30 protein-coding genes are annotated in these 25,059 nt (G+C 72.3%); 7 read left to right on the plus strand and 23 right to left on the minus strand.

Going from position 1 to position 25,059, the window contains the following annotated elements:
- Complete coding sequence (locus ACJ9NR_RS05615) at positions 1 to 750, minus strand: LytR/AlgR family response regulator transcription factor (protein WP_412489437.1); 750 nt, start codon at positions 748 to 750, stop codon at positions 1 to 3.
- Between the two features lie 77 nt (positions 751 to 827).
- On the opposite strand from ACJ9NR_RS05615, the gene ACJ9NR_RS05620 reads away from it, so the two are divergent.
- The 6 genes from ACJ9NR_RS05620 to ACJ9NR_RS05645 all read left to right on the plus strand — a co-directional run bounded on the left by ACJ9NR_RS05620 (position 828) and on the right by ACJ9NR_RS05645 (position 8,440).
- The gene (locus ACJ9NR_RS05620; RefSeq protein ID WP_412489436.1) at positions 828 to 1,325 is read left to right on the plus strand and encodes an Lrp/AsnC family transcriptional regulator; all 498 of its coding nucleotides are present in this window, start codon (positions 828 to 830) and stop codon (positions 1,323 to 1,325) included.
- A 152-nt stretch (positions 1,326 to 1,477) separates the two neighbouring features.
- Positions 1,478 to 2,302, plus strand: coding sequence for a dimethylargininase (gene ddaH, locus ACJ9NR_RS05625; protein ID WP_412489435.1), 825 nt, complete (start codon positions 1,478 to 1,480; stop codon positions 2,300 to 2,302).
- A complete protein-coding gene (gene rocD, locus ACJ9NR_RS05630) occupies positions 2,299 to 3,519 on the plus strand; it encodes an ornithine--oxo-acid transaminase (protein WP_412489434.1) in 1,221 nt (406 codons plus the stop codon). Before ddaH ends, rocD begins: the two co-directional genes overlap by 4 nt.
- A 127-nt stretch (positions 3,520 to 3,646) precedes the next feature.
- Positions 3,647 to 6,148, plus strand: a complete 2,502-nt coding sequence (locus ACJ9NR_RS05635; protein ID WP_412489433.1) for a SpoIIE family protein phosphatase — start codon at positions 3,647 to 3,649, stop codon at positions 6,146 to 6,148.
- Positions 6,149 to 6,216: 68 nt separating this feature from the next.
- Positions 6,217 to 7,446 carry a PP2C family protein-serine/threonine phosphatase gene (locus ACJ9NR_RS05640; protein ID WP_412489432.1) on the plus strand — a complete coding sequence of 410 codons (1,230 nt, stop codon included), beginning with the start codon at positions 6,217 to 6,219 and terminating at the stop codon, positions 7,444 to 7,446.
- A 262-nt stretch (positions 7,447 to 7,708) separates the two neighbouring features.
- Complete coding sequence (locus ACJ9NR_RS05645; RefSeq protein WP_412489431.1) at positions 7,709 to 8,440, plus strand: lysophospholipid acyltransferase family protein; 732 nt, start codon at positions 7,709 to 7,711, stop codon at positions 8,438 to 8,440.
- 69 nt (positions 8,441 to 8,509) lie between these two features.
- On the opposite strand, the gene ACJ9NR_RS05650 is transcribed toward ACJ9NR_RS05645, so the two are convergent.
- From ACJ9NR_RS05650 to ACJ9NR_RS05690, 9 genes are all read right to left on the minus strand, one after another.
- The gene (locus ACJ9NR_RS05650) at positions 8,510 to 10,114 is read right to left on the minus strand and encodes an alpha/beta hydrolase (RefSeq protein ID WP_412489430.1); all 1,605 of its coding nucleotides are present in this window, start codon (positions 10,112 to 10,114) and stop codon (positions 8,510 to 8,512) included.
- A 131-nt stretch (positions 10,115 to 10,245) separates the two neighbouring features.
- Positions 10,246 to 11,013, minus strand: a complete 768-nt coding sequence (locus tag ACJ9NR_RS05655) for an urease accessory protein UreD (protein ID WP_412489429.1) — start codon at positions 11,011 to 11,013, stop codon at positions 10,246 to 10,248.
- Positions 11,001 to 11,684: an urease accessory protein UreG gene (ureG, locus tag ACJ9NR_RS05660; RefSeq protein ID WP_412489428.1), complete on the minus strand. Its 684-nt coding sequence runs from the start codon at positions 11,682 to 11,684 to the stop codon at positions 11,001 to 11,003. The genes ACJ9NR_RS05655 and ureG overlap by 13 nt, the downstream gene beginning before the upstream one ends.
- A 103-nt stretch (positions 11,685 to 11,787) precedes the next feature.
- Positions 11,788 to 12,462 (minus strand): urease accessory protein UreF, encoded by a 675-nt coding sequence (locus ACJ9NR_RS05665; RefSeq protein WP_412489427.1) that lies wholly within the window; start codon positions 12,460 to 12,462, stop codon positions 11,788 to 11,790.
- A 25-nt stretch (positions 12,463 to 12,487) separates the two neighbouring features.
- Positions 12,488 to 14,209: an urease subunit alpha gene (locus ACJ9NR_RS05670; RefSeq protein ID WP_412489426.1), complete on the minus strand. Its 1,722-nt coding sequence runs from the start codon at positions 14,207 to 14,209 to the stop codon at positions 12,488 to 12,490.
- Positions 14,202 to 14,513, minus strand: coding sequence for an urease subunit beta (locus tag ACJ9NR_RS05675; RefSeq protein ID WP_412489425.1), 312 nt, complete (start codon positions 14,511 to 14,513; stop codon positions 14,202 to 14,204). The genes ACJ9NR_RS05670 and ACJ9NR_RS05675 overlap by 8 nt, the downstream gene beginning before the upstream one ends.
- A 9-nt stretch (positions 14,514 to 14,522) precedes the next feature.
- Positions 14,523 to 14,825, minus strand: a complete 303-nt coding sequence (locus tag ACJ9NR_RS05680; RefSeq protein WP_412489424.1) for an urease subunit gamma — start codon at positions 14,823 to 14,825, stop codon at positions 14,523 to 14,525.
- 457 nt (positions 14,826 to 15,282) lie between these two features.
- The gene (locus tag ACJ9NR_RS05685; protein ID WP_412489423.1) at positions 15,283 to 15,693 is read right to left on the minus strand and encodes a hypothetical protein; all 411 of its coding nucleotides are present in this window, start codon (positions 15,691 to 15,693) and stop codon (positions 15,283 to 15,285) included.
- Between the two features lie 187 nt (positions 15,694 to 15,880).
- On the minus strand, positions 15,881 to 16,159 hold the full coding sequence (locus tag ACJ9NR_RS05690; RefSeq protein ID WP_412489422.1) for a type II toxin-antitoxin system Phd/YefM family antitoxin: 279 nt from the start codon (positions 16,157 to 16,159) through the stop codon (positions 15,881 to 15,883).
- Positions 16,160 to 16,509: 350 nt separating this feature from the next.
- Here ACJ9NR_RS05690 and ACJ9NR_RS05695 point away from each other — a divergent pair, with 350 nt between their 5' ends.
- Positions 16,510 to 16,746, plus strand: a complete 237-nt coding sequence (locus ACJ9NR_RS05695; protein WP_412489421.1) for a helix-turn-helix domain-containing protein — start codon at positions 16,510 to 16,512, stop codon at positions 16,744 to 16,746.
- A gap of 416 nt (positions 16,747 to 17,162) precedes the next feature.
- Here ACJ9NR_RS05695 and ACJ9NR_RS05700 read toward each other — a convergent pair whose 3' ends face one another.
- The 13 genes from ACJ9NR_RS05700 to ACJ9NR_RS05755 all read right to left on the minus strand — a co-directional run bounded on the left by ACJ9NR_RS05700 (position 17,163) and on the right by ACJ9NR_RS05755 (position 25,059).
- Positions 17,163 to 17,387, minus strand: a complete 225-nt coding sequence (locus tag ACJ9NR_RS05700) for a hypothetical protein (RefSeq protein ID WP_412489420.1) — start codon at positions 17,385 to 17,387, stop codon at positions 17,163 to 17,165.
- 120 nt (positions 17,388 to 17,507) lie between these two features.
- Positions 17,508 to 18,359, minus strand: coding sequence for a helix-turn-helix domain-containing protein (locus tag ACJ9NR_RS05705; RefSeq protein WP_412489419.1), 852 nt, complete (start codon positions 18,357 to 18,359; stop codon positions 17,508 to 17,510).
- Positions 18,360 to 18,367: 8 nt separating this feature from the next.
- Entirely contained in the window at positions 18,368 to 18,862 is a 495-nt protein-coding gene (locus ACJ9NR_RS05710; protein ID WP_412489418.1) for a DUF6879 family protein, read from the minus strand.
- Entirely contained in the window at positions 18,849 to 19,103 is a 255-nt protein-coding gene (locus tag ACJ9NR_RS05715) for a hypothetical protein (RefSeq protein WP_412489417.1), read from the minus strand. The genes ACJ9NR_RS05710 and ACJ9NR_RS05715 overlap by 14 nt, the downstream gene beginning before the upstream one ends.
- Positions 19,104 to 19,267: 164 nt before the next feature.
- Positions 19,268 to 19,555, minus strand: a complete 288-nt coding sequence (locus ACJ9NR_RS05720; protein WP_412489416.1) for a putative phage holin — start codon at positions 19,553 to 19,555, stop codon at positions 19,268 to 19,270.
- Positions 19,556 to 19,566: 11 nt separating this feature from the next.
- The gene (locus tag ACJ9NR_RS41705) at positions 19,567 to 19,806 is read right to left on the minus strand and encodes a DUF7620 family protein (protein WP_434056974.1); all 240 of its coding nucleotides are present in this window, start codon (positions 19,804 to 19,806) and stop codon (positions 19,567 to 19,569) included.
- Positions 19,766 to 20,113 carry a hypothetical protein gene (locus ACJ9NR_RS05725; protein ID WP_412489415.1) on the minus strand — a complete coding sequence of 116 codons (348 nt, stop codon included), beginning with the start codon at positions 20,111 to 20,113 and terminating at the stop codon, positions 19,766 to 19,768. The genes ACJ9NR_RS41705 and ACJ9NR_RS05725 overlap by 41 nt, the downstream gene beginning before the upstream one ends.
- Before the next feature lie 28 nt (positions 20,114 to 20,141).
- The gene (locus ACJ9NR_RS05730) at positions 20,142 to 20,444 is read right to left on the minus strand and encodes a hypothetical protein (protein ID WP_412489414.1); all 303 of its coding nucleotides are present in this window, start codon (positions 20,442 to 20,444) and stop codon (positions 20,142 to 20,144) included.
- 22 nt (positions 20,445 to 20,466) lie between these two features.
- A complete protein-coding gene (locus ACJ9NR_RS05735; RefSeq protein ID WP_412489413.1) occupies positions 20,467 to 20,772 on the minus strand; it encodes a hypothetical protein in 306 nt (101 codons plus the stop codon).
- Positions 20,772 to 21,704, minus strand: a complete 933-nt coding sequence (locus ACJ9NR_RS05740; protein ID WP_412489412.1) for an N-acetylmuramoyl-L-alanine amidase — start codon at positions 21,702 to 21,704, stop codon at positions 20,772 to 20,774. The genes ACJ9NR_RS05735 and ACJ9NR_RS05740 overlap by 1 nt, the downstream gene beginning before the upstream one ends.
- A 65-nt stretch (positions 21,705 to 21,769) precedes the next feature.
- The gene (locus tag ACJ9NR_RS05745) at positions 21,770 to 22,057 is read right to left on the minus strand and encodes a hypothetical protein (protein ID WP_412489411.1); all 288 of its coding nucleotides are present in this window, start codon (positions 22,055 to 22,057) and stop codon (positions 21,770 to 21,772) included.
- A 78-nt stretch (positions 22,058 to 22,135) separates the two neighbouring features.
- Positions 22,136 to 24,106 carry a hypothetical protein gene (locus tag ACJ9NR_RS05750; protein ID WP_412489410.1) on the minus strand — a complete coding sequence of 657 codons (1,971 nt, stop codon included), beginning with the start codon at positions 24,104 to 24,106 and terminating at the stop codon, positions 22,136 to 22,138.
- Positions 24,107 to 24,108: 2 nt separating this feature from the next.
- Positions 24,109 to 25,059 (minus strand): hypothetical protein, encoded by a 951-nt coding sequence (locus tag ACJ9NR_RS05755; protein WP_412489409.1) that lies wholly within the window; start codon positions 25,057 to 25,059, stop codon positions 24,109 to 24,111.

Here is a 25,059-nt window from a genome sequence, read left to right on the forward strand (position 1 = left end):
CTAGGGCCTCCTCATCAGCAGGTCGCGCAGCTCGCGGGTGTGGCGCCGGCTGACCTGGAGCTCCTCGCCGCCGACCAGGACGCTCACCGTGCCCGCGTCCAGGCGCAGTTCGCCGACGTGGCGCAGGGCGACGAGGTGGCGGCGGTGGATGCGCACGAAGCCGCGGGAGCGCCAGCGCTCCTCCAGGGTGGACAGCGGGATGCGTACGAGGTGGCTGCCCTTGCCGGTGTGCAGGCGGGCGTAGTCGCCCTGGGCCTCGACGTGGGTGATGTCGTCGACGGGGACGAAGCGGGTCACGCCGCCGAGTTCCACGGGGACGTGGTCGGGGTCGGGCTCGTGCACGGGGATGCGCGGGCCGGCGCCGGTGAGTTCGGCGGCGCGGCGGACGGCCTCGGCGAGCCGTTCCTTGCGGACGGGCTTGAGGACGTAGTCGACCGCCTTGAGGTCGAAGGCCTGGACGGCGAAGTCCTCGTGCGCGGTGACGAACACGACCAGCGGCGGCTTCGCGAACCCGGTCAGCAGCCGCGCCAGGTCGAGCCCGTCGAGGCCGGGCATGTGGATGTCGAGGAAGACGACGTCGATCGCCTCCGGCCCGCGCGGTCCCGACTGCAGCGCGCGGTTGATGCGGCGCAGCGCCTCCGTCGCGTCGCCGGCGCCCCGCACGCTGCCGACGCGCGGGTCCGCGTTCAGCAGATAGAGCAGTTCCTCCAGCGAGGGGCGTTCGTCGTCGACGGCGAGGGCGCGCAGCATGACCCCGGAGTCTAGGAGGAATCCGCACGTCTGGACATGTTCCGGAGGTGCGCGTATCCGCTGGATACAGTGCCGGCATGAACAGCAGGCCCGCGCCGTTCGACGAGCTCGACCGGAAGATCATCACCGCGCTGATGGCCAACGCCCGAACCAGCTTCGCCGAGATCGGCGCGGCCGTCGGGCTGTCGTCCACGGCGGTCAAACGACGCGTGGACCGGCTGCGCGACACGGGTGTGATCACCGGGTTCACGGCCACGGTGGAGCCGTCCGCGCTCGGCTGGCGCACGGAGGCGTACGTCGAGGTGTACTGCGAGGGCGCGGCCCCGCCGCGGCGGCTCGCGGAGGTGGTGCGCAACCACCCGGAGATCACGGCGGCGATGACGGTGACCGGCGGGGCGGACGCGCTGCTGCACGTGCGGGCGCGGGACGTGGAGCACTTCGAGGAGGTGCTGGAGCGCATCCGGACGGAGCCGTTCATCCGCAAGACGATCAGCGTGATGGTGCTCTCCCATCTGCTGCCGGAGAGCCCCGAGGCGGGCGCCACCCAGCCCGCTCCCGAGGCGGCGCCCGAATAGCCGTCCGAGTACGCAGCAGCGCTGCGTGTGACCGGCCAAAGACGCAGCGTTCCTGCGCGGACACGCAATTGTCGTTCCTTGTCGCCCGTCTCCGTCACTTCCTACCGTGGTGTCAACCCTCAGTGACGCTCAGGAAGCGGAGGAACCCCTCTGTGTCCGACTCCCGTGTGCCGCGCCGGCGGCGCTTCCTCGTCTGCGAACCCAGACACTTCGCCGTGCAGTACGCGATCAACCCCTGGATGCATCCCGGCGCCCATCTCGACGCCGACCTGGCCCGTGCCCAGTGGCAGGCGCTGATCGGCGCCTACCGGTCCCACGGCCACACGGTCGACTCCGTGGAGCCCGCCCCCGGTCTCCCGGACATGGTCTTCGCCGCGAACTCGGCGGTCGTCGTGGACGGCCGCGTCTTCGGCTCCCTCTTCCACGCGCCCGAGCGGCGCCCGGAGTCCACCCACTACGACACCTGGTTCACGTCGGCCGGCTTCGCCGTCCACCGGCCCGAGTCCGTCTGCGAGGGCGAGGGGGACCTGGTCTGGACGGGGCGCTACGTCCTGGCCGGCACCGGATTCCGCACGACCCGCGAGGCGCACCGCGAGGTGCAGGAGTTCTTCGGCCACCCGGTGATCAGCCTGACCCTGGTGGACCCGCGCTTCTACCACCTGGACACGGCGCTGTTCGTGCTGGACGACTCCGCCGAGGGCAACAACGTCGCCTACTACCCGGAGGCGTTCTCGCCGGGCAGCCGGGAGGTGCTGGCGCGGCTGTATCCGGACGCCGTGCTCGCCACCCTCGACGACGCGCTGGCCTTCGGCCTGAACTCCGTGTCCGACGGCCGCAACGTCTTCATCGCGCCCCAGGCCGAGGCGCTCACCTCCGCTCTCGCCGACCGCGGCTATGTCCCCGTGCCCGTCGACCTGTCCGAGTTCCGCAAGGCAGGCGGCGGCATCAAGTGCTGCACCCAGGAGATCCGTTCATGACCGCTCCCGTCACCACGCGTTCGTCCGCCGACCTGATCCGCGCCGAGGAACCGGTCCTGGCGCACAACTACCACCCGCTGCCCGTGGTCGTGGCCCGTGCCGAGGGCACCTGGGTGGAGGACGTCGAGGGCCGCCGCTACCTCGACATGCTGGCCGGCTACTCGGCCCTCAACTTCGGCCACCGGCACCCGGAGCTGATCGAGGCGGCCCACCGCCAGCTGGACCGGCTGACCCTGACCTCGCGCGCCTTCCACCACGACCGGCTGGCCGGGTTCGCCGAGCGGCTGGCGGCGCTGACCGGCCTGGACATGGTGCTGCCGATGAACACCGGCGCCGAGGCGGTGGAGTCCGGCATCAAGGTGGCCCGCAAGTGGGCCTACGAGGTCAAGGGCGTCCCCGCCGACCGGGCGACGATCGTGGTCGCCGCGGACAACTTCCACGGCCGCACGACGACCATCGTCAGCTTCTCCACGGACGAGACGGCGCGGGCGGGCTTCGGCCCGTTCACCCCGGGCTTCCGGATCGTGCCGTACAACGACCTGGCCGCCCTGGAGGCGGCGGTCGACGAGACGACGGCCGCCGTGCTCATCGAGCCCGTCCAGGGCGAGGCGGGCGTCGTCATCCCGGACGAGGGCTATCTGACCGGCGTGCGCGAGCTGACCCGCCGCACGGGCTGCCTGTTCATCGCGGACGAGATCCAGTCCGGGCTCGGCCGCACGGGCCGCACCCTCGCCGTCGAGCACGAGGGGGTCGTCCCGGACGTCCTGCTGCTGGGCAAGGCGCTCGGCGGCGGCATCGTGCCGGTCTCCGCGGTGGTCGCCCGCCGGGACGTGCTCGGCGTGCTGCGTCCGGGGGAGCACGGCTCGACGTTCGGCGGCAACCCGCTGGCCGCCGCGGTCGGCACGGCGGTGGTCGAGCTGCTGGAGACGGGCGAGTTCCAGCGCCGGGCCGCCGAGCTGGGCGGAGTGCTGCGCGACGGTCTCGCCGCGCTCGTCGGCCGGGGGGTCGCCGGCTTCCGTGCGCGGGGCCTGTGGGCGGGCGTCGACATCGACCCGGCCATCGGCACCGGACGCGAGATCGGCGAGCGGCTGATGCGCGAGGGGGTCCTGGTCAAGGACACCCACGGCTCGACGATCCGGCTGGCGCCACCGCTGACGATCACGGCGCAGGAGCTGGAGTCGGCGCTGGGAGCCCTGGAGCGCGTGCTCGCCGCGTGACGCCCCCGGGGGGCGGCCCCGCGCCGCCCCCCGCCCTTCTCCGCCCCGGGTGCCTCCAGGCGGTGCCCGAAGGGTGAAGATTGGGGCAAGTGGTGGTAGACCACTCTCAGCGACAGAGAGGTCGGCCGTGGGCACTCAAGAGGAGCAGGACGTCGCCCGGCAGCCGTTCGACGTGGCCGACGCCGTGCCCGTGCTGCTCGACGCGCGGGGCGTGGTGCTCAGCTGGACGCGTGACGCCCAGCGGCTGCTGCGCTACGCGCCCGCCGAGGTGGTGGGCACCGGGGTGTCCGGGCTGCTGGCCGCGGAGGACGCCGCCCGCCTGCCCGAGCTGGCCGAGCGCTGCCGCGAGGACGACGGCTGGGCGGGGCTGCTGACCGCCCGGCGCAAGGGCGGGCAGGAGCTCAGGGTCATGGTGCGGGTCACCCCGGCCGCGGGCCCCGGGGGCGGCGCCGCCCGCTGGCTCGCCCTGGTCTCCGACCTGGCCGGGGCGCCGGGCTGGGACATGAGCCGCCCGGTGCTGGAGCAGATGGTGACGGGCTCACCGGTCGGCATCGCGATCGTGGACGCGGGTCTGCGGTGCGTGTGGTCGAACGCCGCGCTGGAGCAGTTCGGCGGCGGCTCCGCCAGGCAGCGGCTCGGGCGGCGGATGGCGGAGATCCAGCCCGGCCTGGACACCGAGGGCATCGAGGACCGGATGCGGCAGGTGCTGAGCACCGGTGAGCCGGTCTTCGGCTACGAGCTGGTGGGCCATGTGCGGGCGGCGCCGCACCGGGAGACGGCGCACATGCTGTCCTTCGCGCGGCTCGACGACGAGCAGGGCCGCCCGATGGGCGTGTACTACACGGTCGTCGACGTCACCGAACGCCACCGCGCGCGGCAGCGGCTGGCCCTGCTGGACCGGGCGGGCGAGCGCATCGGCCGCACCCTGGACGTGGTGCGGACGGCGCAGGAGCTGGCCGACGTGGCCGTGCCGGACTGCGCCGACTTCGTCGCGGTGGACCTGCTGGAGTCGGTGCTGCGGGGTGCGGAGCTGACCCCGGGGCCGCTGAGCGCCTCGGACCGGGTGCCGCTGCGCCGCGCCGGGCACCAGTCGGTCAACCCGGGCGTCCCGGAGGCCGTGGTCGGGGTCGGCGAGGTGGCGCGCTATCTCTCCGGGTCGCCGCCGATCCGCTGTCTGAGCACCGGCAGCTCCTGGCTCGAGGAGCGGCTCGACCCGCTCGCCACGGAGTGGGACGCGGACATGGCCGGCCGGCGGGCGGCGACCTTCCTGGAGCTGGGGCTGCACTCCGTGATGATCGTGCCGATCCGCGCGCGGGGCGTCACCCTGGGCGTGACGACGTTCTTCCGGCGGCGGCGTCAGGAGCCCTTCGACGCGGACGACCTCGGCCTGGCCGAGGACCTCGTGTCACGGGCGGCGGTCTGCCTGGACAACGCCCGCCGCTACACCCGCGAGCGCGAGGCCGCGCTGGTGCTGCAGCGCAGCCTGCTGCCCCGCCGGCTGCCCGTGCAGAACGCGGTGGAGGTGGCGGCCTGCTACCGGCCCGCCGACGAGCTGACCGGCCTCGGCGGCGACTGGTACGACCTCATCCCGCTGTCCGGCGCGCGCGTCGCCCTGGTGGTGGGCGAGGTACCGGGCCACGGCATCGGCGCCGCCGCGGCCATGGGCCGCCTGCGCACCGCCGTACGCACCCTCGCGGCGCTGGACCTGCCGCCGGAGGAGGTGCTCGCCCACCTCGACGACCTGGTGGCGCGCACGGCCCGGGAGGAGGGCGTCGCTGCCGAGGCGACGGAGGGCGCCGGCCTCGAGGTCGCCGGGTCCGGCTGCGTCTATGTCGTCTACGACCCCGTCGACGGACAGTGCACGATGGCCGCCGCCGGTCATCCCGCGCCCGCCGTCGTGCTGCCCGACGGCACCGTCACCTTCGTCGACCTGCCGCAGGGCTCACCGCTCGGGGCCGGCGGCCCGCCCTTCGAGGCGGTGGAGCTGGCCCTCGCCGAGGGCAGCACGCTCGCCCTGCACACCGACGGGCTGCTGGCCCGCGAGGACGGCGACTGGGCCGTGGACGCGGACCGTGAGCGGCTGCGGCGGGCCCTGGAGCGGCCCCCCTCGCCCGGACGGCCGCCTCCGGGCAGGCCCCCGTCGCCCGCGCTGGACCTGCACTGCCGGGCGGTGGTGGACGCACTGGTCCCGGCCCGTCCGCAGGACGACGTGGCCCTGCTGCTGGCCCACACCCGGCTGCTGGGCGCCGACCAGGTCGCGGACTGGGACCTGCCCGCCGACCCGGCCGTGGTCGCCGACGCCCGCAAGGAGGCCGCCCGGCAGCTGGCCGAGTGGGACCTGGAGGAGCTGGCCTTCACCACGGAACTGGTGGTCAGCGAGCTGGTCACCAACGCCATCCGGTACGCCGCCGCTCCCATCCGGCTCCGCCTGATCCGGGACGGGTCCCTGATCTGCGAGGTCTCCGACGGCGGCGCCACCGCACCGCACCTGCGCCATCCGCGCGTCACGGACGAGGGCGGCCGCGGGCTGCTGCTGGTCTCCCGGCTCTCCCGGCGCTGGGGCACCCGCTTCGTGCCCGAGGGCAAGGTCATCTGGGCGGAGCAGTCCCTGGAGGCTCCTCCGGACTGACGCACGAGCGGCGCGAACCTCACAGAACGCGGGAAAATGTCGTAGGACCGGCGGTGGAGGCGGTGGCCATGGACGACGAGGCGATCCACTACGCGGCGGTGTTCCAGTGCCTGCCGGGAATGGTGGCGCTGCTGACCCCCGGGCTGGTCTACGCGGACGCCAACGAGGAGTTCCTGCGGATGGCGGGGCGCACCCGCGAGCAGGTGGTGGGCCGCTATCTGTTCGACGTCTTCCCGGACAACCCGAACGACCCGGCCGCGTCCGGCATGCGCAACCTGGCGGCCTCGCTGAAGCGGGTGCTGGAGACCGGCGAGCGCGACGCCATGGCCCTGCAGCGCTACGACGTCGAGGACCCGGACCGTCCCGGGGAGTGGGAGGAGCGGTACTGGAGTCCGGTCAACGCCCCGGTGCTCGCCCCGGACGGCAGGGTGGGGCTCCTGGTGCACCGTGTCGAGGAGGTCACCGAGCTGATCAGGGCCCGGGGCGGCCCGTCCGGCAGCCGGGCCCGGGTGCTCGAGGCCGAGCTGTACACCCGCGCGCGTGAACTGCAGGAACTCAACGAGCGGCTGCGGCAGGCCCACGCCCGTGAGCGCGAGGTCGCCCTCGCGCTGCAGGAGGCGATGCTGCCGGCCCGCCGGCAGGCCGGCCACCACGGCACGGCCGTCCGCTACCGGCCCGCCGTCGGCGCCCTCAACGTCTGCGGGGACTGGTACGACGTGGTCGACCTGGTGGGCGGCAACCGGATAGGGGTGGCGGTGGGCGACGTGGTGGGGCACGGACTGGCGGCCGCCGGGGTGATGGGACAGCTGCGCAGCGCGCTGAGCGCCGCCTCCCGTGTAGCCCGGGGCCCGGCCGAGGCGCTGAACGTCCTGGGGCAGTACGCGCACGTGGTCGACGGCGCCGAGTCCGCCACCGCCGTCACGACCTTCATCGACTTCGACGAGCGGACCATCACCTACAGCAGCGCCGGGCACCCGCCGCCGGCCCTCGTCCACGCGGACGGCCGCGTCGAGTTCCTCGACCAGGCCACCGACCCGCCGCTCGACGCCCGCTTCGACCCGGTCCCGAGACCTCAGGCCGGCACCCGCTACGACGCGGGCGCCACCCTCGTCCTCTACACCGACGGTCTCGTCGAGCGCAGGCACGAGGACATCGACACCGGCCTGGGCCGCCTCGCCGACGCGCTCGCCCGGCACCGCGCCGAGGACCCCGAGCGGCTCGCGGACGCCGTGCTCCTGGAGCTGCTGCCGCCGGGGGGTGCCACCGACGACACCGCCCTGGTCATCGTCCGGCTGTGAGCGAGCAGACGGGGCCGCGCCGGCGCAAGAGCCGGGCGCCCGCCAGCGGTTGCGTGGGATCGCGCCATGATGCGGCATCGGGTTGCTGACTACCGGTCGGTAACTGGAGGCTGGGGCGGCAGTTGTCCCCACGCACGCGACGCGGCGTCCGCCGTGTTCCGGCGGACTGCGCCTGCACATAGACTGGCAGCCCCACGACACGCCGGTTGACCTGCTGGAACGAGGCGGCCCAGGCGATCCGCCGGAGTGAGGAGCGACTCCATTGTTCTACTACGTGCTGAAATACGTGTTGTTGGGACCTCTGCTGAAGCTGTTCTTCCGGCCTCGCATCGAAGGCCTGGAACACGTGCCGGCGACGGGTCCGGCCATCGTCGCCGGCAACCACCTGTCGTTCTCCGACCACTTCCTGATGCCGGCGATGCTCAAGCGCCGCATCACCTTCCTCGCGAAGAAGGAGTACTTCACGGGATCCGGCGTCAAGGGCCGGCTGACCGCGGCCTTCTTCCGCAGCGCCGGGCAGATCCCGGTCGACCGCACCGGCAAGGAGGCGGGCAAGGCCGCGATCCGCGAGGGTCTCGGCGTGCTGGGCAAGGGCGAGTTGCTCGGCATCTACCCGGAGGGCACCCGCTCGCACGACGGCCGCCTCTACAAGGGCAAGGTCGGCGTCGCGGTGATGGCGCTCCGGGCGCAGGTCCCGGTGATCCCCTGCGCGATGATCGGCACCTTCGAGGCCCAGCCGCCCGGCAAGGTCATCCCGAACAGCCACCCGGTGGTCATCCGCTTCGGCAAGCCCCTGGACTTCTCCCGCTACGCCGGCATGGAGAACGAGAAGGCGGTCCTGCGGGCCGTCACCGACGAGATCATGTACGCCATCCTGTCCCTGTCCGAGCAGGAGTACGTCGACCAGTACGCGGCCGTCGTCAAGGCGGAGCAGGCCGCGGCGGACGGGGCCACCGAGAAGGAGCGCCGGTTCCCCCGGATGCCGCTGGGCTGAGGCGAGCCGGGTGTGCGTGAGGGGCAGCCGGAGAGGTTCCGGCCGCCCCTCACGTCGTGGCGGTGCCGGTTACGGCTCGGGCGTGGCGTGCGGGGCGCAGGTCACGTCCGCGGCGTCCAGCCGGCCGCTGAGCAGATAGGCGTCCACCTTACGGTTCACGCACGGGTTGACCAGGCCGGTCACACCGTGCGAGCCCGCGTCCTTCTCGGTGATCAGCCGGGAGCCCCTGAAGCGGTGGTGCAGCTCGACGGCGCCGCCGTACGGGGTGGCGGCGTCCCGCGTGGACTGCACGATCAGGACCCGCGGCAGGCCCTTGTGCGTCCTGACCTCCACCGGGTGGCGCTGCCGCACCGGCCAGGTGGCGCACGGCAGGTTCAGCCAGGCGTTGGCCCAGGTCATGAACGGGTGCTCCACGTCGAGCGCGGTGTTGTCCCGGTCCCACCTGTGCCAGCTGGTGGGCCACCTGGCGTCCGTGCACTCCACCGCCGTGTAGACCGCGTTGCCGTTCTCCGCGGCGGTGTTGCCCGCGGTGTCGGACATGTCGGGGGCGGCCGCGCCGATCAGCGCCCGGGTGTCGCCGGCGAAGTACTCGCTGAACACCCTCGCGACCGGCACCCACGCGGAGTCGTAGTACGGGGCGTTCTGGAAGAAGCCGATGAGCTCGGCCGGGCCGACGACCCCGCCGATCGGGTTCTTCTTGGCGGTGGCGCGCAGCTGGAGCCACCTCGCCTGGACGGCGGCGCGCGTGGTGCCGAGGTGGAAGGCGGCGTCGTGGGCGGCGACCCAGTCCTCCCAGTCCTTCCAGCGGCCCTCGAAGGCGACGTCCTGGTCCAGGTTGGCCTGGTACCAGATCTTCTGCCGCGACGGGTTGACCACGCTGTCCACGATCATGCGGCGCAGATGGCCGGGGAACAGGGTGCCGTAGACGGCGCCGATGTAGGTGCCGTAGGAGACCCCCAGGTAGTTGAGCTTCTTCTCACCGAGCGCGGCACGGATCACGTCCAGGTCGCGCACGGTGTTGGGGGTGGTCATCTGCGAGAGCATCGCCGTGCCGGTGCGCTCGGCGCAGCCGTCGGCGTACTCGCGGGCCAGCTTGCGCTGGGACAGTTTGTCCGCCTCGCCGTCCGGCACCGGGTCCGGCTTGGGCGCCTTCACGAACTCCTGCGGGTCGACACAGGAGATGGGCGCGGAGTGGCCGACGCCGCGCGGGTCGAAGCCCACGAAGTCGTACGCCTTGGCCACGTTCGCCCAGACCGGGTTCCTGCTGGTGACCCGGGTCGGGAAACGCAGGCCGGAGCCGCCCGGCCCGCCCGGGTTGTAGACGAGCGAGCCCTGCCGTTCGTTCTTCGTCCCGGTGCTGGCGATCCGGTCGACGGCGAGCTTGATGTGCTTGCCGTACGGCTCGGCGTAGTCCACCGGCACGCTGACCCAGCCGCACCGGATGGGCTTGGCCAGGCCCCAGCCGGCCGGGCAGTCCGCCCAGTCGACGCCGGTCCTGGCCGCCTGCCGGGCGGCGATGGCCGCGCCGCGGGCCTCGCGGCCCTGGCCGCCCCAGGTGTCCGTGGTGGCGCTGGCACCGGGCGCCGCGACGGCACCGGCCACGAGCGTGGCGGTGACGAGCACCCCGGCCGAACCGAGCGCGGTCAGCCGCCTGTTCGGTCTCATTCCCCTCAAAGTGGGAGCCTCCCCCTGCGTCAGGTTGTGGTCAGGGCGATCCTGTCGGCTGTGAACCGCCTGAGAACAGGGGGCGTTTACGTTCTTTGCCATTCCGATAAACGGAGAAGGGCGTCCCGCTCAGCGGAGCGTCACCGAAGCGCGGCCAGCGCTGCGTCCAGCACCCGCCGCAACCGCAGCCCGTCACGGGCCACGGCACTGACCAGCGCGGCCGGACCGGCGAGCGGCACGACCGCCGCGCCCTCCCCCAGTACCCGCGCCGTCACCGGTCTTTCCCCGAACTCGGGCCGTACCACCACGAGTTGCCCGACCGCCCGATGTCCGCCCAGCACGGCGGGACCGTCCCAGCCGCCCGGCGCCCCGGGCCCGCAGGCCAGCTCCTGGTCGAGCACGGGCCGTCCCTCGACGCACACCGTCAGACGGCTGGTCAGCCGCCCGGGTTCCTCGCCGGCCCGCCCGAGCACCTGCTCCTCGCGCAGCACGAGCCGGGCCCCGGCGGCGAGTTCGGCCCTGGTGGTGACGTGCAGATCACTCCCCCGTGCGCAGATCAACTGCTCGGGCAGCCAGCTCAGTTCACCCCCGCCGTCGACCCGGAGCCGCACGTCGTAACGCGCCGCGCCCTTGGCCTGCCCGGGCAGCGCGATGGTGGCCGCGGCCGACCCGACGCGCAGCCGCGCCCCGCGCTCCGCCCGCGCCCGCACCGCGAACTCGTCGCCGCCGAGCGGCCCGCTCATCGCCCCGACGAGCACCACCCGGGCCTCCTCGGCGCTCCCCCGCGTCCGCCGCGGCGCCAGCGGCCCGGCCCCCTCCAGCACCGGCAGCGCCGTACCGCCCCTGCCGTCCGGACGGGCCACGATCCGGGCCGTGGCCCGCACCCCGCTCACGCTCAGGCCGTCCACGCGGCGAGCCGCCCCCGCACCCAGCCGGCGACGTCCCGCACCCCGGCCCCGCCGCGCAACGACTGGAAGACGACGGGCAGTTCGGCCCGCTGCGCCTTGGCGTCGGTGGCCATCCGGTCGAGATCGGACCCGACGTACGGCGCGAGGTCGGTCTTGTTGACGACGAGCAGATCGGCGGTGCTCACCCCGGGCCCGCCCTTGCGCGGGATGTCGTCGCCCCCCGCGACGTCGATCACGAAGATCTGGGCGTCGACGAGCCCCTTGGAGAAGGTCGCGGTGAGATTGTCCCCGCCGGACTCGACCAGGATCAGGTCCAACGGCCCGGCCTCGTCCTCCAGATCCTCCACGGCCTCCAGGTTCGCGGAGATGTCGTCCCGGATCGCGGTGTGCGGACAGGCCCCGGTCTCCACGGCCGTGATGCGCTCCGGCGGCAGCACCGCCTCCCGCAACAGGAAGTCGGCGTCCTCGCGCGTGTAGATGTCATTGGTCACGACAGCGAGCGACAACTCCCCCCGCAGGGCCCGGCAGAGAGCGGCGACGGTCGCGGTCTTCCCCGATCCGACCGGCCCCCCGAGCCCGATCCGCAGGGCACGCCGCGATCCGTCGGGGCGGCGGGCGTCGGCGCTGAGCGCGGAGGGCCCGCCGTGGGTGTGCGAGTGGTCGAGGTGCATGAGGAACGGCTCCCTTGCTTGTTGCCACGGTGAGGACGGGACTTTCCAGGGACGGCAGCCCCCCGGGGGGACGGGAAGGGCAGGGGCCCGAGGGCGGTCCCGCTCACGAGGCGAACAACCGCACGGCCCAGCCGGCATGGGCCTGCGCGCCGATCTCCAGCAGCGGCGCCGACGCCGCGGGCAGGGCATCGGCCCCCTTCTCGGCGACGACTCGCGCCGCCTCCACCGCCCGATCCGCCACCCGGTCGACTTCCGGCGCGAGCCGGGCCAGCACCCCCGTCGCGTCGAACGGATCAAGGCTCAGCAGCCGCACCACCGCCCCGGCCGGCCCGCTCACGGACTCGTATGCCGCGCAGTGGGCCGCGTCCGAGGGACCCAGCCCCGCGGCCCGGGCCACCACCCCCAGCACCACGGCCTGGTGGGCCCCCTTGGGAAACTGCCGTGCCAGGGCGTCGAGTTCTCCGCACGGCCAGGCCGCCCGCGCGGCCCGCGTCAGCTGCCGCCCCAGCCGCCGGGCGGCGACCCGCAGGGCAGGGGAGGGAGTCCGCGCGTCCGCGGCCGCGTCCAGCTCACCCACGTCCGCACCGAGTGCACCGGCGGCCGCCACGGACGCGGCGACCAGCCCGGCCGTGTGCAATCGCCCCCGGCAGAACTCCTCCAGGCTCGCGCCCCCGGTGATCCGCCCGGCCTTCACCGCCTCCTCGGCCCCGCCGGAATGCGCGTGCCCTCCGGCGGGAAACCGCCCGTCGGCCAGCACCAGCAGTGCAGCCCTCGACATCACATCACCTCGGCGTCACGCCACGTCAGAAGAGGAAGTACCGCTGGGCCATGGGAAGTTCGGCGGCCGGCTCGGCCTCCGCCAGCTCCCCGTCGATGTGCACGGCGAAGCTGTCGGGGTCGACCCGCACCCGCGGCCGCGCGTCGTTCTCGCGCATGTCCGCCTTGGTCACCCCGCGCGTCGACTCGATCGCGACGAACCGCTTGCCCAGCTGGAGCCGCTCCGGCAGCCCGTCCTCGATCGCGAGCGGCGCGACGAAGTTGACGGAGTTGGCGGCGGGCGCCCGTCCGATCGCCCCGTACATCGGCCGCGGCAGGACCGGCTGCGGCGTCGGGATGGAGGCGTTGGCGTCGCCCATCTGCGCGTAGGCGATCTGCCCGCCCTTGATGACGAGGTGCGGCTTGACGCCGAAGAACGCCGGTTCCCACAGCACGAGGTCGGCGAGCTTGCCGGTCTCCACCGACCCGATCTGCCGGGCGAGGCCCTGCGCCAGGGCGGGGTTGATGGTGTACTTCGCGACGTAGCGCCGCACCCGCCGGTTGTCCGCCCGTCCGTCGCCCGGCAGCACGCCCCGCCGCCGCTTCATCACGTGCGCCGTCTGCCAGGTGCGCAGCACGACCTCACCGACCCGCCCCATGGCCTGGGAGTCGGAGGAGATGATCGAGATGGCGCCCAGGTCGTGCAGGATGTCCTCCGCGCCGATGGTGGACGGCCGGATGCGCGACTCGGCGAAGGCGAGGTCCTCCGGCACCGCCGCGTTGAGGTGGTGGCACACCATCAGCATGTCGAGGTGTTCCTCGGCGGTGTTGACGGTGAACGGGCGCGTCGGGTTCGTCGAGCTCGGCAGCACGTGCGGCTCGGAGACGACGGTCATGATGTCCGGGGCGTGCCCGCCGCCCGCGCCCTCGGTGTGGTACGCGTGGATGCCGCGCCCGGCGATCGCGGCGAGCGTGTCGCCCACGAAACCGGCCTCGTTGAGCGTGTCCGTGTGGATGGCGACCTGGATGCCGGTCTGCTCGGCGACGGTCAGCGAGGCGTCGATGACGGCCGGGGTCGAGCCCCAGTCCTCGTGCAGCTTCAGGCCCAGGGCGCCGCCGCGGATCTGCGAGAGCATCGCCTCGTGGGAGACGGTGTTGCCCTTGCCGAGCAGGCCGATGTTGAGCGGGTGGTGCTCCATCGCCTCCAGCATCCGCGCCAGATGCCACGGACCGGGCGTCACCGTGGTCGCCTTCGATCCCTCGGCCGGCCCCGTGCCGCCGCCCACCAGCGTCGTGATGCCGGCGGAGAGCGCCTCGTCGGCGATCTGCGGGCAGATGAAGTGGACGTGTGCGTCGATGGCGCCGGCGGTCAGGATCCGCCCGTTGCCGGCGATGACCTCCGTCTCGGGGCCGATCACGAGGTCCGGGTGGACGCCGTCCATGGTGTCGGGGTTGCCTGCCTTGCCGATGCCGGTGATCCGGCCGTCGCGGAGTCCTACGTCGGCCTTGACGATCCCCCAGTGGTCGACGATCACCGCGCCGGTGACGACGGTGTCCGGGGCGCCGTCCGCGCGGGTGACACGGGACTGGCCCATGGACTCGCGGATGACCTTGCCGCCGCCGAACACCGCCTCGTCGCCGGCGAGTCCGGGCCCGCCGCAGCGGTCCTCCTCGATCTCGATCAGCAGGTCGGTGTCGGCGAGCCGGATCCGGTCGCCGGTGGTGGGTCCGAACAGGTCGGCGTAGGCGGCGCGCGAGATCTCAGGCATCGAGGGCACCTCGGGTCTCCCCGCGCAGTCCGGGCACGACCCGGGCGCCGGTGAGCGGGACGAGTTCCACCTCGACGGGGATGCCGGGTTCGAAGCGCACGGCGGTGCCGGCGGGGACGTTGAGCCGTCTGCCGCGCGCGGCGGCGCGGTCGAAGTCAAGACCGGGGTTGGCCTCGGCGAAGTGGTAGTGGGAACCGACCTGCACCGGCCGGTCGGCGGCGTTGAGGACGGTCAGCCGGGTGACCTCGCGGCCCTCGTTGCAGACGACGGGCTCGTCCGCGAACAGGATCTCGCCGGGAATCATCGCGGCACCTCAGACGATCGGGTCGTGGACGGTGACGAGCTTGGTGCCGTCGGGGAAGGTCGCCTCCACCTGGACGTCGTGGATCATCTCGGGGATGCCCTCCATGACGTCGTCGCGGGTGAGCAGCGTGCGCCCGGAGGCCATGAGGTCGGCCACCGTGCGGCCGTCACGGGCGCCTTCGAGGATGTGCGAGGTGATGAGCGCGACCGCTTCGGGGTGGTTGAGCCGCAGCCCGCGGGCCCGGCGCTTGCCGGCGACGTCGGCCGCGACGTGGATCAGCAGCCTCTCTTGCTCGTGCGGGGTCAGTTGCACGTCCCACCTCACAGTCCTCGCCCGGACCGTGCGGGGCCCGGTTGCCGCGGCCACGGGGCGACGTCCCTGATGGCGTGGACCGGAGGCTAGTTGGAGCGCGTTTCGGCCACGTTAACCGGGCTGTGATCCGGCGCGCCGCTCCCGTGCGCTCCTCAGCCCGCGGAGCCCGTCGCGCGGGACCTGTCCCGGCGCGGGAGCGAACGGGACCTGCCGGGCGGGGGCCCACCGCCGCGGCCGTCATCGCGTGCGCGCCACGTGGTCCGGGGCCGCATCCGGCCGCGGCGTCCCGGTTCGCCGGCACGCCTCGACGAGCCGCGCCGGGGTCCGGCGGCACCGCGCCGCAGCCCTCGCGCGGCACGGCCGCGAGGCCGCCGTCGCGGAGTGTCTCCGTCCACGCCTGGACGACCAGCCGCGGGAACGACGAGCAGCCGCGGGAACGCGGGCCGCCCGTCCGCGGTCACGGACCTTCGGCGGCGCGCACCCCGCCGGGCACCGAGGCCACCAGGACGTCCGGCGGCGGGGGCGGGGGCGGGCTGCTGCCGGCCGGCTCCTCGCAGCCCTCGTGGGCCTGGCCGAGCGCCGCGGCGGTGATCGCGGGGATGAGCGGGTCCCTGCCGCTGCGGCAGCGGTACGCCGCCCCGGCCGGCGGACCGGCCTCCTTCGGCGCGTCCCGCGCGGACGCGGCGTGGCGGCAGCCGCTGCGCGCGACGCGCACGGTGGCGCCGTCGCCCTGTGGGCCGCCCTTGCCCGGCCGGCCGCCGCACGGCACCCCCGCGACCTGCCGCTCGGCGTGGCCGGGCCCGCCGCCGCGCCACGGACGGAGCATCAGCGGGCCCGGCACGCGGGTGCCTTCGAGATCCAGCCCCACTGCGGCGAGGCCACCGCCCGGGACGCGATCGAGGACCGGACCGTATACGGCGCGCCGGCGACGCCGGCGGTCGCCGGGCCCGCGGGCTGAGGCTCAACCACCCCGAACCGGCCCTGCGCACCCGCCGCGGCGGACGGGGACACACGGTGCCTGCGTCCGCCGTCGGGCCGTTCACCGAGGAGTGCCCCTACGAGGGAGCCGGCCCCCGGTGCTCCGCCGCGATACCGAACCGCTGCCGTTCGCGCGGAGCGGAACCGGCCTCGTGCACCCGGGAGACCGCGCTGATCACCTGCTCGTCGGCGGGCTGATCGAGCGCGTCGAGTCGTTCCAGGTCAGCGGCGGAAACCAGGGCGACGAGGGGCTTTCCGTGGCGCGTCACGACGACGCGCTCCTTGCCGTAGACCACCCGGTTGATCAGATCGGCGAGCTCAGCCCTGGCTTGCGTCACCGGAATCTCGTAGGCCATGCCCCTAGCTTACGTGGCGTTCTCAGCGTCCGTGAGGTCCGTGAGATCCAGGAAACCGCAGGTCGGACAAGGTTCGGCGTACATCACACGCCAGATCTGTGAGATATGCGTGAGACGCCGGCGTTCGAACGCTGCCCCGTCGTGCGGAGGACCAGAGGTGTTCCGCACGACGGGGCAGCGTGTCCTGGGGCATGCAGAAACCCGCCCCGCCGGAGTCTTCCGGGACTCCGACGGGGCGGGCGATCAAGGGCGCAAGCTGCACTATGCATATATCTACCTGCCCGACCATGATCAAACAAATTAGGGTCGACCCTAATCCGTTTTGATCATGACGTCGGGAGCGTGGACGGGTGCCACGTCCCACCCCACCCGACGAACGGGTCCTTGCCCGCCGGCGCCAGGTCGGGGAACGGATCCGCCGGGTGCGCGAGCACCACAACCTCAGCCAGCAGGACGTGTGCGGCCGGTCCGGCATCGACGTCGCCACCTACAGCCGTATTGAGCAAGGCCACTCCTCTCCGAAGCTGGACACGCTGATCCGTATCGCCGACGCCATCGGCGTGCAGCTCGCCGACCTGGTCCGCTGAGGCGGCCGCCCCCGACGGGGGACGCGGGGACGGCCGCCCGCTTCACCCGCTACCGGCCCCATCGGCCCGGGCCGGCACCGGGGGCCTACCAGCTGCTGCGCGTGTAGGGGTTCCAGTGCCCGCCATTGCCTTCCCGCGGCGGATGCCCGACGGGCTGAGTGCACCGCGCCTGTGTACGCGGCTGCTCCGCCCAGCAGTAACCGTGGCCGTTCGGCACACGCGGCAGAGGGTCCTTCCTCACAAGGCGACTCCCGTCTTCACAGCGGTTGATCGGCGGCGGCCGTGGCAGGAACAGCCGCAGCGCAGGGTCAGGACGGGCGTCTCCCACGACGGGGCGCCCTTACGGCGGATCACCTTGGGCCCGGCACAGAACCGGTGCATCTGCATCGTGCACTCCGGGCTGACAGCCTCGACGCTCACGGCCGGTCGGCGAGCGGGACCAGGCCGTGCACCTCACGGCACGGCGCGCACGCGAAGAGGCCGGGGACACCGAACCCTGAACCTGCGTCCTCCAGCTGCACGAGGCGGGTCGTGTCGCTGTACGCCTTGTGCCACGCGCAGTACGCCCACGAACGCGTGCTGCCCTGGGCGGATGAACTGGGGGTTTCCGTCTGGGGCGCGGTCTGCGTAGTCTCGGCCATGTCGACTCCATCCAGTCGGCCGCTCCCGGGACCGTGTCAGCGGTCGCCGGGGTTTTCTGTTACGGACCGTACGGATGACGCGACGTGGGGTTCCAGCGTGGTGCACGTTGGTGCACCAATTCATCCGAGGGCGGTGATCGCCTCGTGAATGAGGGCCCGGGCGCTGTCGCCGTGCACCGCGAGCTGGTGCAGCTCCTGGAACACCCGGGCGTACATGCTGATTTCGCGGGGCTGGGTGATGGTCAGGTAGCCGGAGACCAGCTCAACGGCCACCTGCGAGCTGTCGAAAATCCAGAAGTCCTCGACCGGCCGCTGCACCGCACGGTCCGGCTGCATCGGCACGATGCCCAGGGAGACGTGCGGCAGGAAACCCGCCGTGAGCAGGTGCCGCAGCTGCTCACGCATCACCTCCCGGCCGCCGATCCCGTTGCGGAGCACGGACTCCTCCAGCACGAACGCGAACGTCCTCGGCCCCTCGTACAGGACGTGCTGGCGGTCCATCCGCTCGACGACCGCAGCGTCCACATCGTCGATCAGCCCGCGACGCCGACGGGTGGCGTGCAGGATCGCCCGCGTGTACGCCATGGTCTGCAACAGTCCGGGGATGAGCCAACCGTCGTACACGCGGTGAGCGTGCGTGCGCTCGTACAGCGGCCGCACCGACTCCTGAGCGGCCTTCAGACCGGCCCGTTCCATGCGGGACCACTCCACCCACATGCCGTCGACCGCGCGCAGCGCGGCAACCAGCTCCTCGGCCTGCTCCTGCGCAGCGCACGCGCGCGCCCACGCGCGGATGTCCTCCGGGGCCGGCCTCGTCCGTGTGTTCTCGATCCGCGACACCTTGGAGTGGCTGAAGCCAGTGCGCTCGGCGAGCCCGCGCACCGTCAACTCGGCGTCCAGGCGCAGGTCCCGCAGGCGGGCAGCGAGGGACTGGCGTGCGGCCTCGGCGCTGGAAGACGGTGACGCGGGCATGCGGGCGGCTAGACCTTGTAGTCCTCGTGCGGGATGGCCCGCTCCCAGACCGCGGCGAACGCGGCGGCGCACAGGCCGGCGACTGCCGGCTCCTCCGTCCACTCCTCGCCGAGGACGTCGCCGTCACCGGAGAAGTGCCCGAACCGTACGAGCCGGCCGTCGAGGATCCAGAAGTCGTTGCCGGGCAGGGCGATGTCGGAGGCCTGGCGGCGGGGCAGCCAGCGCACCTCTTCGCCGGCGTCGAGGTTCATGGTCGTGGTGGCGTGCTCGAACTTGATGTAGTCGGTGACCGGTTCGGACACGATGCGGGCGCGCCGCACGATGACGCCGCGGCTGGTGGCCTCGCGCACCAGGTCCGCCCATGGCTGGAACACGGCCTGGAAGTCGACGTCCTCGCCACGCTTCCAGGCCAGGTACGTCGGGTCGGTGGGGGTGTAGCTGTCGCGCATCTCCAGGTGGAACGCTGTGCGCTCGGTGGCGCGGAGGTGGTCAGGAAAGCTCACGGTCGGCCTCTTCACGGGGCAGGAACTGACGCATCACTGCGGGCAACCTGATGATCGTCTCGTGGTCGGGCACCTCGGTGGAGTGCCCGGGGATCGAGCCGACCTCCTGGCATGCCTTCACGTCCTCCTCGGTGGCCTTGTACGACTGGATGAGCAGGTCACCAGTGTCCTCGTCGAGCCAGATTGTCGGGCTGTCGACGTTGGGGGTGTTCGGGATGATGCCGAGGAACTTCAGGCGCATGGCGGTCTCCTCCGCGAGGTGTTGCACGTTGGTGCATCACACCGTGGTCGTGCGGGAGATCAGCCGTCAAGACGGCGTCACACGGCGTGACTGCGTCTGGCCATGACGAAAGGGCCCCCTCCCGCCCGAGGGCGGGAGGGGGCCCGGTGCTGGCCGCCTCGCTATCAGGAGCGTCTTTGCGCGCGCCGTACGGCTCGTGCTCCTTGCAGCAGGAGCCCTGCGACGGTCAGCAGCAGACACGCGCGGATAATGCGCATCGCGGACGCAGCCAGCCCATGGGGGCCGAGCACCGTCATGACGATGGTGTAGGAGCCGAGCAGGCCGATCGTGGCGACGAACACCATCAGGTACCAGCCCATGCCTGATGACCGCCAGGGCGCCCGCCGGTGGTAGGTCACCATGAACACGGCCGCACAGACGGGGACGATTCCCGAGACAGCAGCATTCGCCACCTGCGCAAGTGTCACTTTCGCCCACCCCCCAGCACGGTTTCCGTGATCAGCTCGGCGAAGTGGTTCCGCTCGCGCCGAGCCCTCCACCCCTCCGCCTCGGCGCGCACCTGCCCGGCCTGTGCCCGCACCCTCGCCCGAGCGTCCTTCGCCCGGCCCAATGCGGCGTTCGCCTCGCGCTGTCCCTCGGTCATCGGACGGTCCTCGTTCTCGTCACGGTGGCGGCGCAGTGGGCGCCTGATCCACGTCGGCACGGCTGCTCACCTCCCGCGCGGCTCGCGGTAGAGCGGCAAAGAAGTAGCCCGCAGTCCGGCTCAGCTCCAGGAGTTCGCCCGCCTGGTCCTGCGACTCGCGGCGGGCCTCCTCGCTGACGGCGTGGGCCTGGCGCCAGGTGTCCCGTTCGGCGCGCAGGTCATCGATCTGGCGGTCCTTGTCGGCGCGGAGGTCCTCGAGCTGGCGGCGCGGAACCAACTGGCCGCGCAGGACCAGGAGGACGATGACACCGACGAGGGCCGCGGCCCCGATATCGGTGGGTGACAGACCCAGCAGCTGTGCAGCCAACGGCCCTCCTCTCGATCGCTGGCCTGGGTCAGGAACTGCTGGTGTAGCCGGTGAGCGGGGGCAGGTCGTCGTCGATGTTCGGATACTCCGGAGGCCGTGCCCAGCCGAGAAACATGCCGGCCAACGTCTGCAGCTTGCTGCCGCGCAGCTTCGTGCCGAGGATCTCGAGCAGCCGGAACAGCGCGTAATAGACGATGACCAGAGCGAAGGTGACCGCGTACGTCACCGTCTGCGAGCTGATGGTGATGCCGGCCTTGACGAACAGAGTGAGGAGCCAGCCCGCGACGAGCGGGACGGCCGTACGTATGACGGATATGAACAGGGCGGGCATGGTGCCCCCTTCTGTGTGCAGGTCAGGCGGGGATCCACACCCCGCCGCGGACGAAGCCGTGCAGGCCGCAGCACTTCCACAACAGGCTCGGCTCGAGGTGCAGCGGCTCGCGGGCCACGAGGGTGTGCGCGCCGGTGCCGGCGGCTACCCACGGGCCCGTCACCGTGCGGTCCGCGGGCACGTCGGCCAGGGCGGCGCACCAGTGCCAGAACGTGGGGTTGGTCTCGTGCGCCAGCCAGCCGTAGAAGATCTCGTCGGTGAGCCGGGTCATGTCCACCATCTCGAGGCCCGGCCAGTCCGACGGCGGCGTACCGCGCGGCGCGCTCATCAGGCGACGACGGTGAACAGCCCGGTCTTCGCGCCGAGCTTGGTGAGAGAGTCCCTGCCGGGGATGCCGTCGGCGGCGCCGCCCGGCCTGGTGCTCGCGCCCGGGTACAGGTGCAGCTGCCACTTCCGGTACGCGCGTACCGTGACCGATCCGAAGGATCCGTCGCCCGCATACGTGGTGCCGAGGTACCCGATCTTGACCAGGGCGGCCTCGACAAGGTTGGTGCCGGCCAGATAGGTGACGTGGCCCTGGCGGGCGCCGGGGTCGGTCCTGGCTGCCGTGATCAGACGGGACAGGTCGACGCGTGGGGTGCTCGGCTTGCTGGTCTTGGTCGTGCCGCCCGGCTTGCTGGCGAGCTGCTTCCTGACGTCGGCCCGGAAGTCGTCCATGTCGAAGCTGGGGTCGATCTTGCCCGGCTGGACTTCCTTGTGCCCGGCCACGGACTTCTCTGTCCAGCCGTGCTTGCGGCAGATTGCGGCGGCCCACAGCACGGCCTGGTGGTACTGGTCGTCCGGGTACGGGTCGTGGCCGTTGCCGAGATTCTCGATCTCCAGCCCGTACAGGAGGTCGTTGCCGTCCATGGTGGCGTGGTCGTCGTGCGGCAGGGCCCGCTCAGCGATGACGGCCGCGATGACGTCCGGGTCGACGAGGCCGGCGTGGTTGGCGCGGCCGTGACCGATCATCCACAGGCCGGCGGTCTTGCCGAGCCAGCCGTGGCAGAGGGGGCCCGGCAGGTCGGAGCGGCCCCGATAGCAGAGCTCCTTGTCGCCGTGCCCGGCGGTGTGGTGAATGAGGACACCGTGGACGGGGCCGAACCTCTTGCCCGTGGCACGGTCGCGGTTGTGGGTTCTCCACCCGTCGTGCTCGTGCACGGTGAGGCCCTCGGCCTTGAGCGCGGCGAGCATCTCGGTGGCGGTCAGGGGTGTGGCCATGCGATCTCCAGACATGACGAAGCCCCGCACCGGTGGTGCGGGGCCAGGGGCGGGACCGGTGAAGGTCAGGTCGCGGGCGGGAACGGGTCTCCCGTCACGGGGCCGGTGTAGGAACGCGAGACACCGCCTGGCGTGCCGGGGTACGCGCCCTCCACGGTGTCCCGGAAAGCCAAGAAGGCGGCCGCAAGCGCCTGGTCCAGGAGCTCCCGCAGTTCTCCGTTCGTGGAGGCGTCCGGCAGCTGCGTCCCGTACCCCACGCTGATCTCGATGTGCGGCACGCCCGGGTGTTCGATATCGCCGTTGTAGTACGAGGCGCTGTAGGCAACAGAGGTCGCGTCAGCGGGTACAGACATTGGTCCTCCCAAGATGAAAGCCCCGGCCCGGGTGGCGCGGGGCGCCAAGTGCAGGGCGCACGGGTGGTGGGCCGAGGCTCAGCTGAGAGCTGCCCAGCGGGCGACGTAGTCCGTGTCGCCGGAGGCGAGCGCCACCGACGCGGGCAGCGCCGTCTGCCCGGACCCGGACGACAGGAACCGGGCGGTGGCCGCGGTCAGGCCGGCGTTGAGGGTGCTCGACGAGTACGAGTGCCCGCGGACCAGCTGCGGCGGCGTGCTGCCGTTGGCCAGCACGGCCACGTAGTAGACGCCCGGATCCAGCGTCTGCGCCGAAGACAGGGCGATGGCGTGGTGCCCGGCCGACGCGAACGTGGCGCTCTGGTCTGCCGACCCGGACAGCAGCGTCCCCGCCGAGTCGTAGAGCCCGACACGGTTCTGCCCGGCCGTCAGCCCGGACCCGGCCTCGCCGACGCCGATGTGCACGTTGGTGACCACGGTGGGGTCGGCCACCTTGACGGCCAGCAGGTACAGCACCCCGGCCGTCATGGTGTCGGTGCCGGCACCGAGGGTGGCAGGGTCCTGCGTCCACGACAGAAGCCCATGATCGGCTGGGGTCCACAGCGGGCCAGAGGTGTCCGTGCGCGGGTAGCGCTGCAGCCCGGCCTGCAGGGTGCCGGTGTCGAGGCCGACGATGTCCCGCAGCACCGTGGAAGCGACCTTGCTGTAGGTGACCGTGCTGCCCGAGTTGGCCTCCACGCGGATGGCCTCGAAGACGTTCGGCGCCTCGCTGACGGTGTTCGAGTCCTCGATGACGCTGAGGCTGTCGCCGGACGCGACGTTGACCCACTTCGCGCTCACCCGGTTGTTGAACGCGGCCGTGCCGAAGACGAAGGCCTTGTTCCCGGCCGCGCCGGTCTTGCAGGTCACGTAGTTCAGATCGAAGACGTTGGACTCGCCCGACTGGACGTTGACGAGCGTGGCGAACTGCTCCAGGTTGGTGCCCCAGAACCGCTGCGAGGCGCTGCCGGCGGCGCCGTCGAGGAGGATGCCCGTGCACCCGACGCCGTTGGCGCCAGCCTCGATCATGCTGAAGTCGTTCTGGTTCATGTTGCCGGTGATCGATTCCACGTGGATGGCCACGCCGTTGTCGCCGACCAGCTCGATGAACATCCTGTTGAAGGTGCAGTCCCCAGCGTTCTGGACGGCCGAGTCGTTGCTGATGTGGATGCCGTTGCGGACGCCCTCGATCTCGATGTTGTCGAAGACGCTCCGGAAGGGCATCGCCAGGTCCATGGCCCAGCCGGTGTAGGTAGGGGTGTACTCCCCGTTGATCCGCAGGTTCCGGAACGAACTGTCCCAGAACGAGCGAGTCTCACCGGCGGTGGTGACCGCGGTCGCCACGATCCCCTTCCCCGCCCCGGAGATCACCATGCCCAGGTCCCGCAGATGGCACTGCGCCCAGTTCGTGATCTCGATGGCGTTGACGTCAGCGGCCGGCCGAATGATCGTCGTGAACTCGCCACAGCCCTCCAGGATGACCGTCTGCGGGTCGTCCTCGTTCGCCGTGCCCGCGATCACAATGGGGGCCGTGGTGTTGAAGTCTCCGCCAGACAGCAGCACGCGACCGCCGCCCTCGTTCTGCGCGTCGGCAATGGCCGCCAAGATCTCCACCTGGTCCGCGGTGCCATCGCACAGGTAGGTGGCGGCGGCGCGCACGTCGGCGGGCGCGGTCGCCGAGGCGACCACCCGCACCAGCGACGTGTACGCGGCCGAGCTGCCGCCCCCGGCACCGGTGCCGCGGGCCTGGATCCATGCGCGGCTGCTGCCGCCCGCGTCCGCCCACATGCCCGTCACGGAGTCCGGGCCCTGGAACTCCGGGATGGCCCCGTATTCGTCCGCCACCACCTCGGTGATGGGCGAACCGGCGCCGTTGAGGAGGTCGGTGTACTGGGTGCCCGCGTCGGGGGCGTCCCAGAAGGTCACGGTGGCGCCCGCGGCGACGGCCCACAGTCCGTCGGAGGGCTGGACCACGTAGTCGGCGAGGGTCGCGCCGAAGGTACTGCGTGCCATGGTCAGTCCACCACCCAGCTGATTCCGGAAGCGGGCAGGACGAAGTCCCCAGTGCTGATGGCGGGGTGGTTGGTGAGCCACACCTGCCCGGCCAAGTTGCTGCCCCGGTTGTAGATGATCGCGCGGCTGACCTGGAGGCCGGTGGTGTAGCAGATGGCGTACTGATCACGGCTTGCGTGGCGGTAGGCGGCCGGGATGAGCACCGGCAGACGGCTTTCGGCCGTGCCGCTGAGGGTGCCCGCCTTGCGCTGGAAGCTCCCCAGCCTCAGGTGCACGGACCCATTGCGCTTCTCCAGGACGCTGTCCACGGTGAAGTCCCACGCCGACAACTTCGAGTTGACGGTGACGACACCGCCGGAGTCGTCCGCCACGGTGCGCCAGGTGCTGCCGTTCCACAGGATCAGCCGCCCGGTATCTACCTCGTAGTTGATCTCGCCGGTGCGGGGCATCGGATTGCGGATTGAAGAGGTGCACGGCCGCAGCCGGGTGCCCACGTACAGCTCCGCCCGGGTCACGCTCACCGCGGAGGCGCCAGTGAGGACCGTGACCTGGGCGAGCGGAATCTCGTACACGCCGGTGCTGTAGTCGTCCTCGTCCTGCACCAACGCCGGGACGCCCGCACCCGGGGTGCCCTCGCGGGTCGTCGCCGCCACGGTCCAGGTCGAGCGGTCCAGGCGCAGCACCACCCAGTCCACCCGCGTCGAACCGCTCGCGTTGGCAGAGATGGGGAGGTTCACGGTGGTCGTGCCCGAGTACCAGCCGTGCCCGCGCACGCTCGCGCGCACGTCCGCGCGGACGTCCACGGACAGGCCGGTGCCAGCGGCGACGACCTGTGTATCCGAGGGGATGCCGTACACGCCGTCGTCGGAGAACCGGGCAGCCAGCGCCTCGTACTCTTCGTCGGTCACCGCTCCCGTGTTGTAGGCGGCGTAGGGCCAGGACTGCTGAGCCAT

The organism is Streptomyces sediminimaris (assembly GCF_047049295.1).
GTDB classification, from domain to species: domain Bacteria; phylum Actinomycetota; class Actinomycetes; order Streptomycetales; family Streptomycetaceae; genus Streptomyces; species Streptomyces sediminimaris.

Excerpts from the sequence above, each read along its gene's own strand:
- ACJ9NR_RS05700 (WP_412489420.1), bottom strand. The coding sequence starts at position 17,387 with ATGGCCGAGACTACGCAGACCGCGCCCCAGACGGAAACCCCCAGTTCA.
- ACJ9NR_RS05730 (WP_412489414.1), bottom strand. The coding sequence starts at position 20,444 with ATGCCCGCCCTGTTCATATCCGTCATACGTACGGCCGTCCCGCTCGTC.
- ACJ9NR_RS05735 (WP_412489413.1), bottom strand. The coding sequence starts at position 20,772 with ATGAGCGCGCCGCGCGGTACGCCGCCGTCGGACTGGCCGGGCCTCGAG.
- ACJ9NR_RS05750 (WP_412489410.1), bottom strand. The coding sequence starts at position 24,106 with ATGGCACGCAGTACCTTCGGCGCGACCCTCGCCGACTACGTGGTCCAG.
- ACJ9NR_RS05715 (WP_412489417.1), bottom strand. The coding sequence starts at position 19,103 with ATGCGCCTGAAGTTCCTCGGCATCATCCCGAACACCCCCAACGTCGAC.
- ACJ9NR_RS05705 (WP_412489419.1), bottom strand. The coding sequence starts at position 18,359 with ATGCCCGCGTCACCGTCTTCCAGCGCCGAGGCCGCACGCCAGTCCCTC.
- ureG (WP_412489428.1), bottom strand. The coding sequence starts at position 11,684 with ATGCACCTCGACCACTCGCACACCCACGGCGGGCCCTCCGCGCTCAGC.
- ACJ9NR_RS05620 (WP_412489436.1), top strand. The coding sequence starts at position 828 with ATGAACAGCAGGCCCGCGCCGTTCGACGAGCTCGACCGGAAGATCATC.
- ACJ9NR_RS05640 (WP_412489432.1), top strand. The coding sequence starts at position 6,217 with ATGGACGACGAGGCGATCCACTACGCGGCGGTGTTCCAGTGCCTGCCG.
- ACJ9NR_RS05665 (WP_412489427.1), bottom strand. The coding sequence starts at position 12,462 with ATGTCGAGGGCTGCACTGCTGGTGCTGGCCGACGGGCGGTTTCCCGCC.
- rocD (WP_412489434.1), top strand. The coding sequence starts at position 2,299 with ATGACCGCTCCCGTCACCACGCGTTCGTCCGCCGACCTGATCCGCGCC.
- ACJ9NR_RS05615 (WP_412489437.1), bottom strand. The coding sequence starts at position 750 with ATGCTGCGCGCCCTCGCCGTCGACGACGAACGCCCCTCGCTGGAGGAA.
- ACJ9NR_RS05670 (WP_412489426.1), bottom strand. The coding sequence starts at position 14,209 with ATGCCTGAGATCTCGCGCGCCGCCTACGCCGACCTGTTCGGACCCACC.
- ACJ9NR_RS05740 (WP_412489412.1), bottom strand. The coding sequence starts at position 21,704 with ATGGCCACACCCCTGACCGCCACCGAGATGCTCGCCGCGCTCAAGGCC.
- ACJ9NR_RS05690 (WP_412489422.1), bottom strand. The coding sequence starts at position 16,159 with ATGGCCTACGAGATTCCGGTGACGCAAGCCAGGGCTGAGCTCGCCGAT.
- ACJ9NR_RS05755 (WP_412489409.1), bottom strand. The coding sequence starts at position 25,059 with ATGGCTCAGCAGTCCTGGCCCTACGCCGCCTACAACACGGGAGCGGTG.
- ACJ9NR_RS05745 (WP_412489411.1), bottom strand. The coding sequence starts at position 22,057 with ATGTCTGTACCCGCTGACGCGACCTCTGTTGCCTACAGCGCCTCGTAC.
- ACJ9NR_RS05675 (WP_412489425.1), bottom strand. The coding sequence starts at position 14,513 with ATGATTCCCGGCGAGATCCTGTTCGCGGACGAGCCCGTCGTCTGCAAC.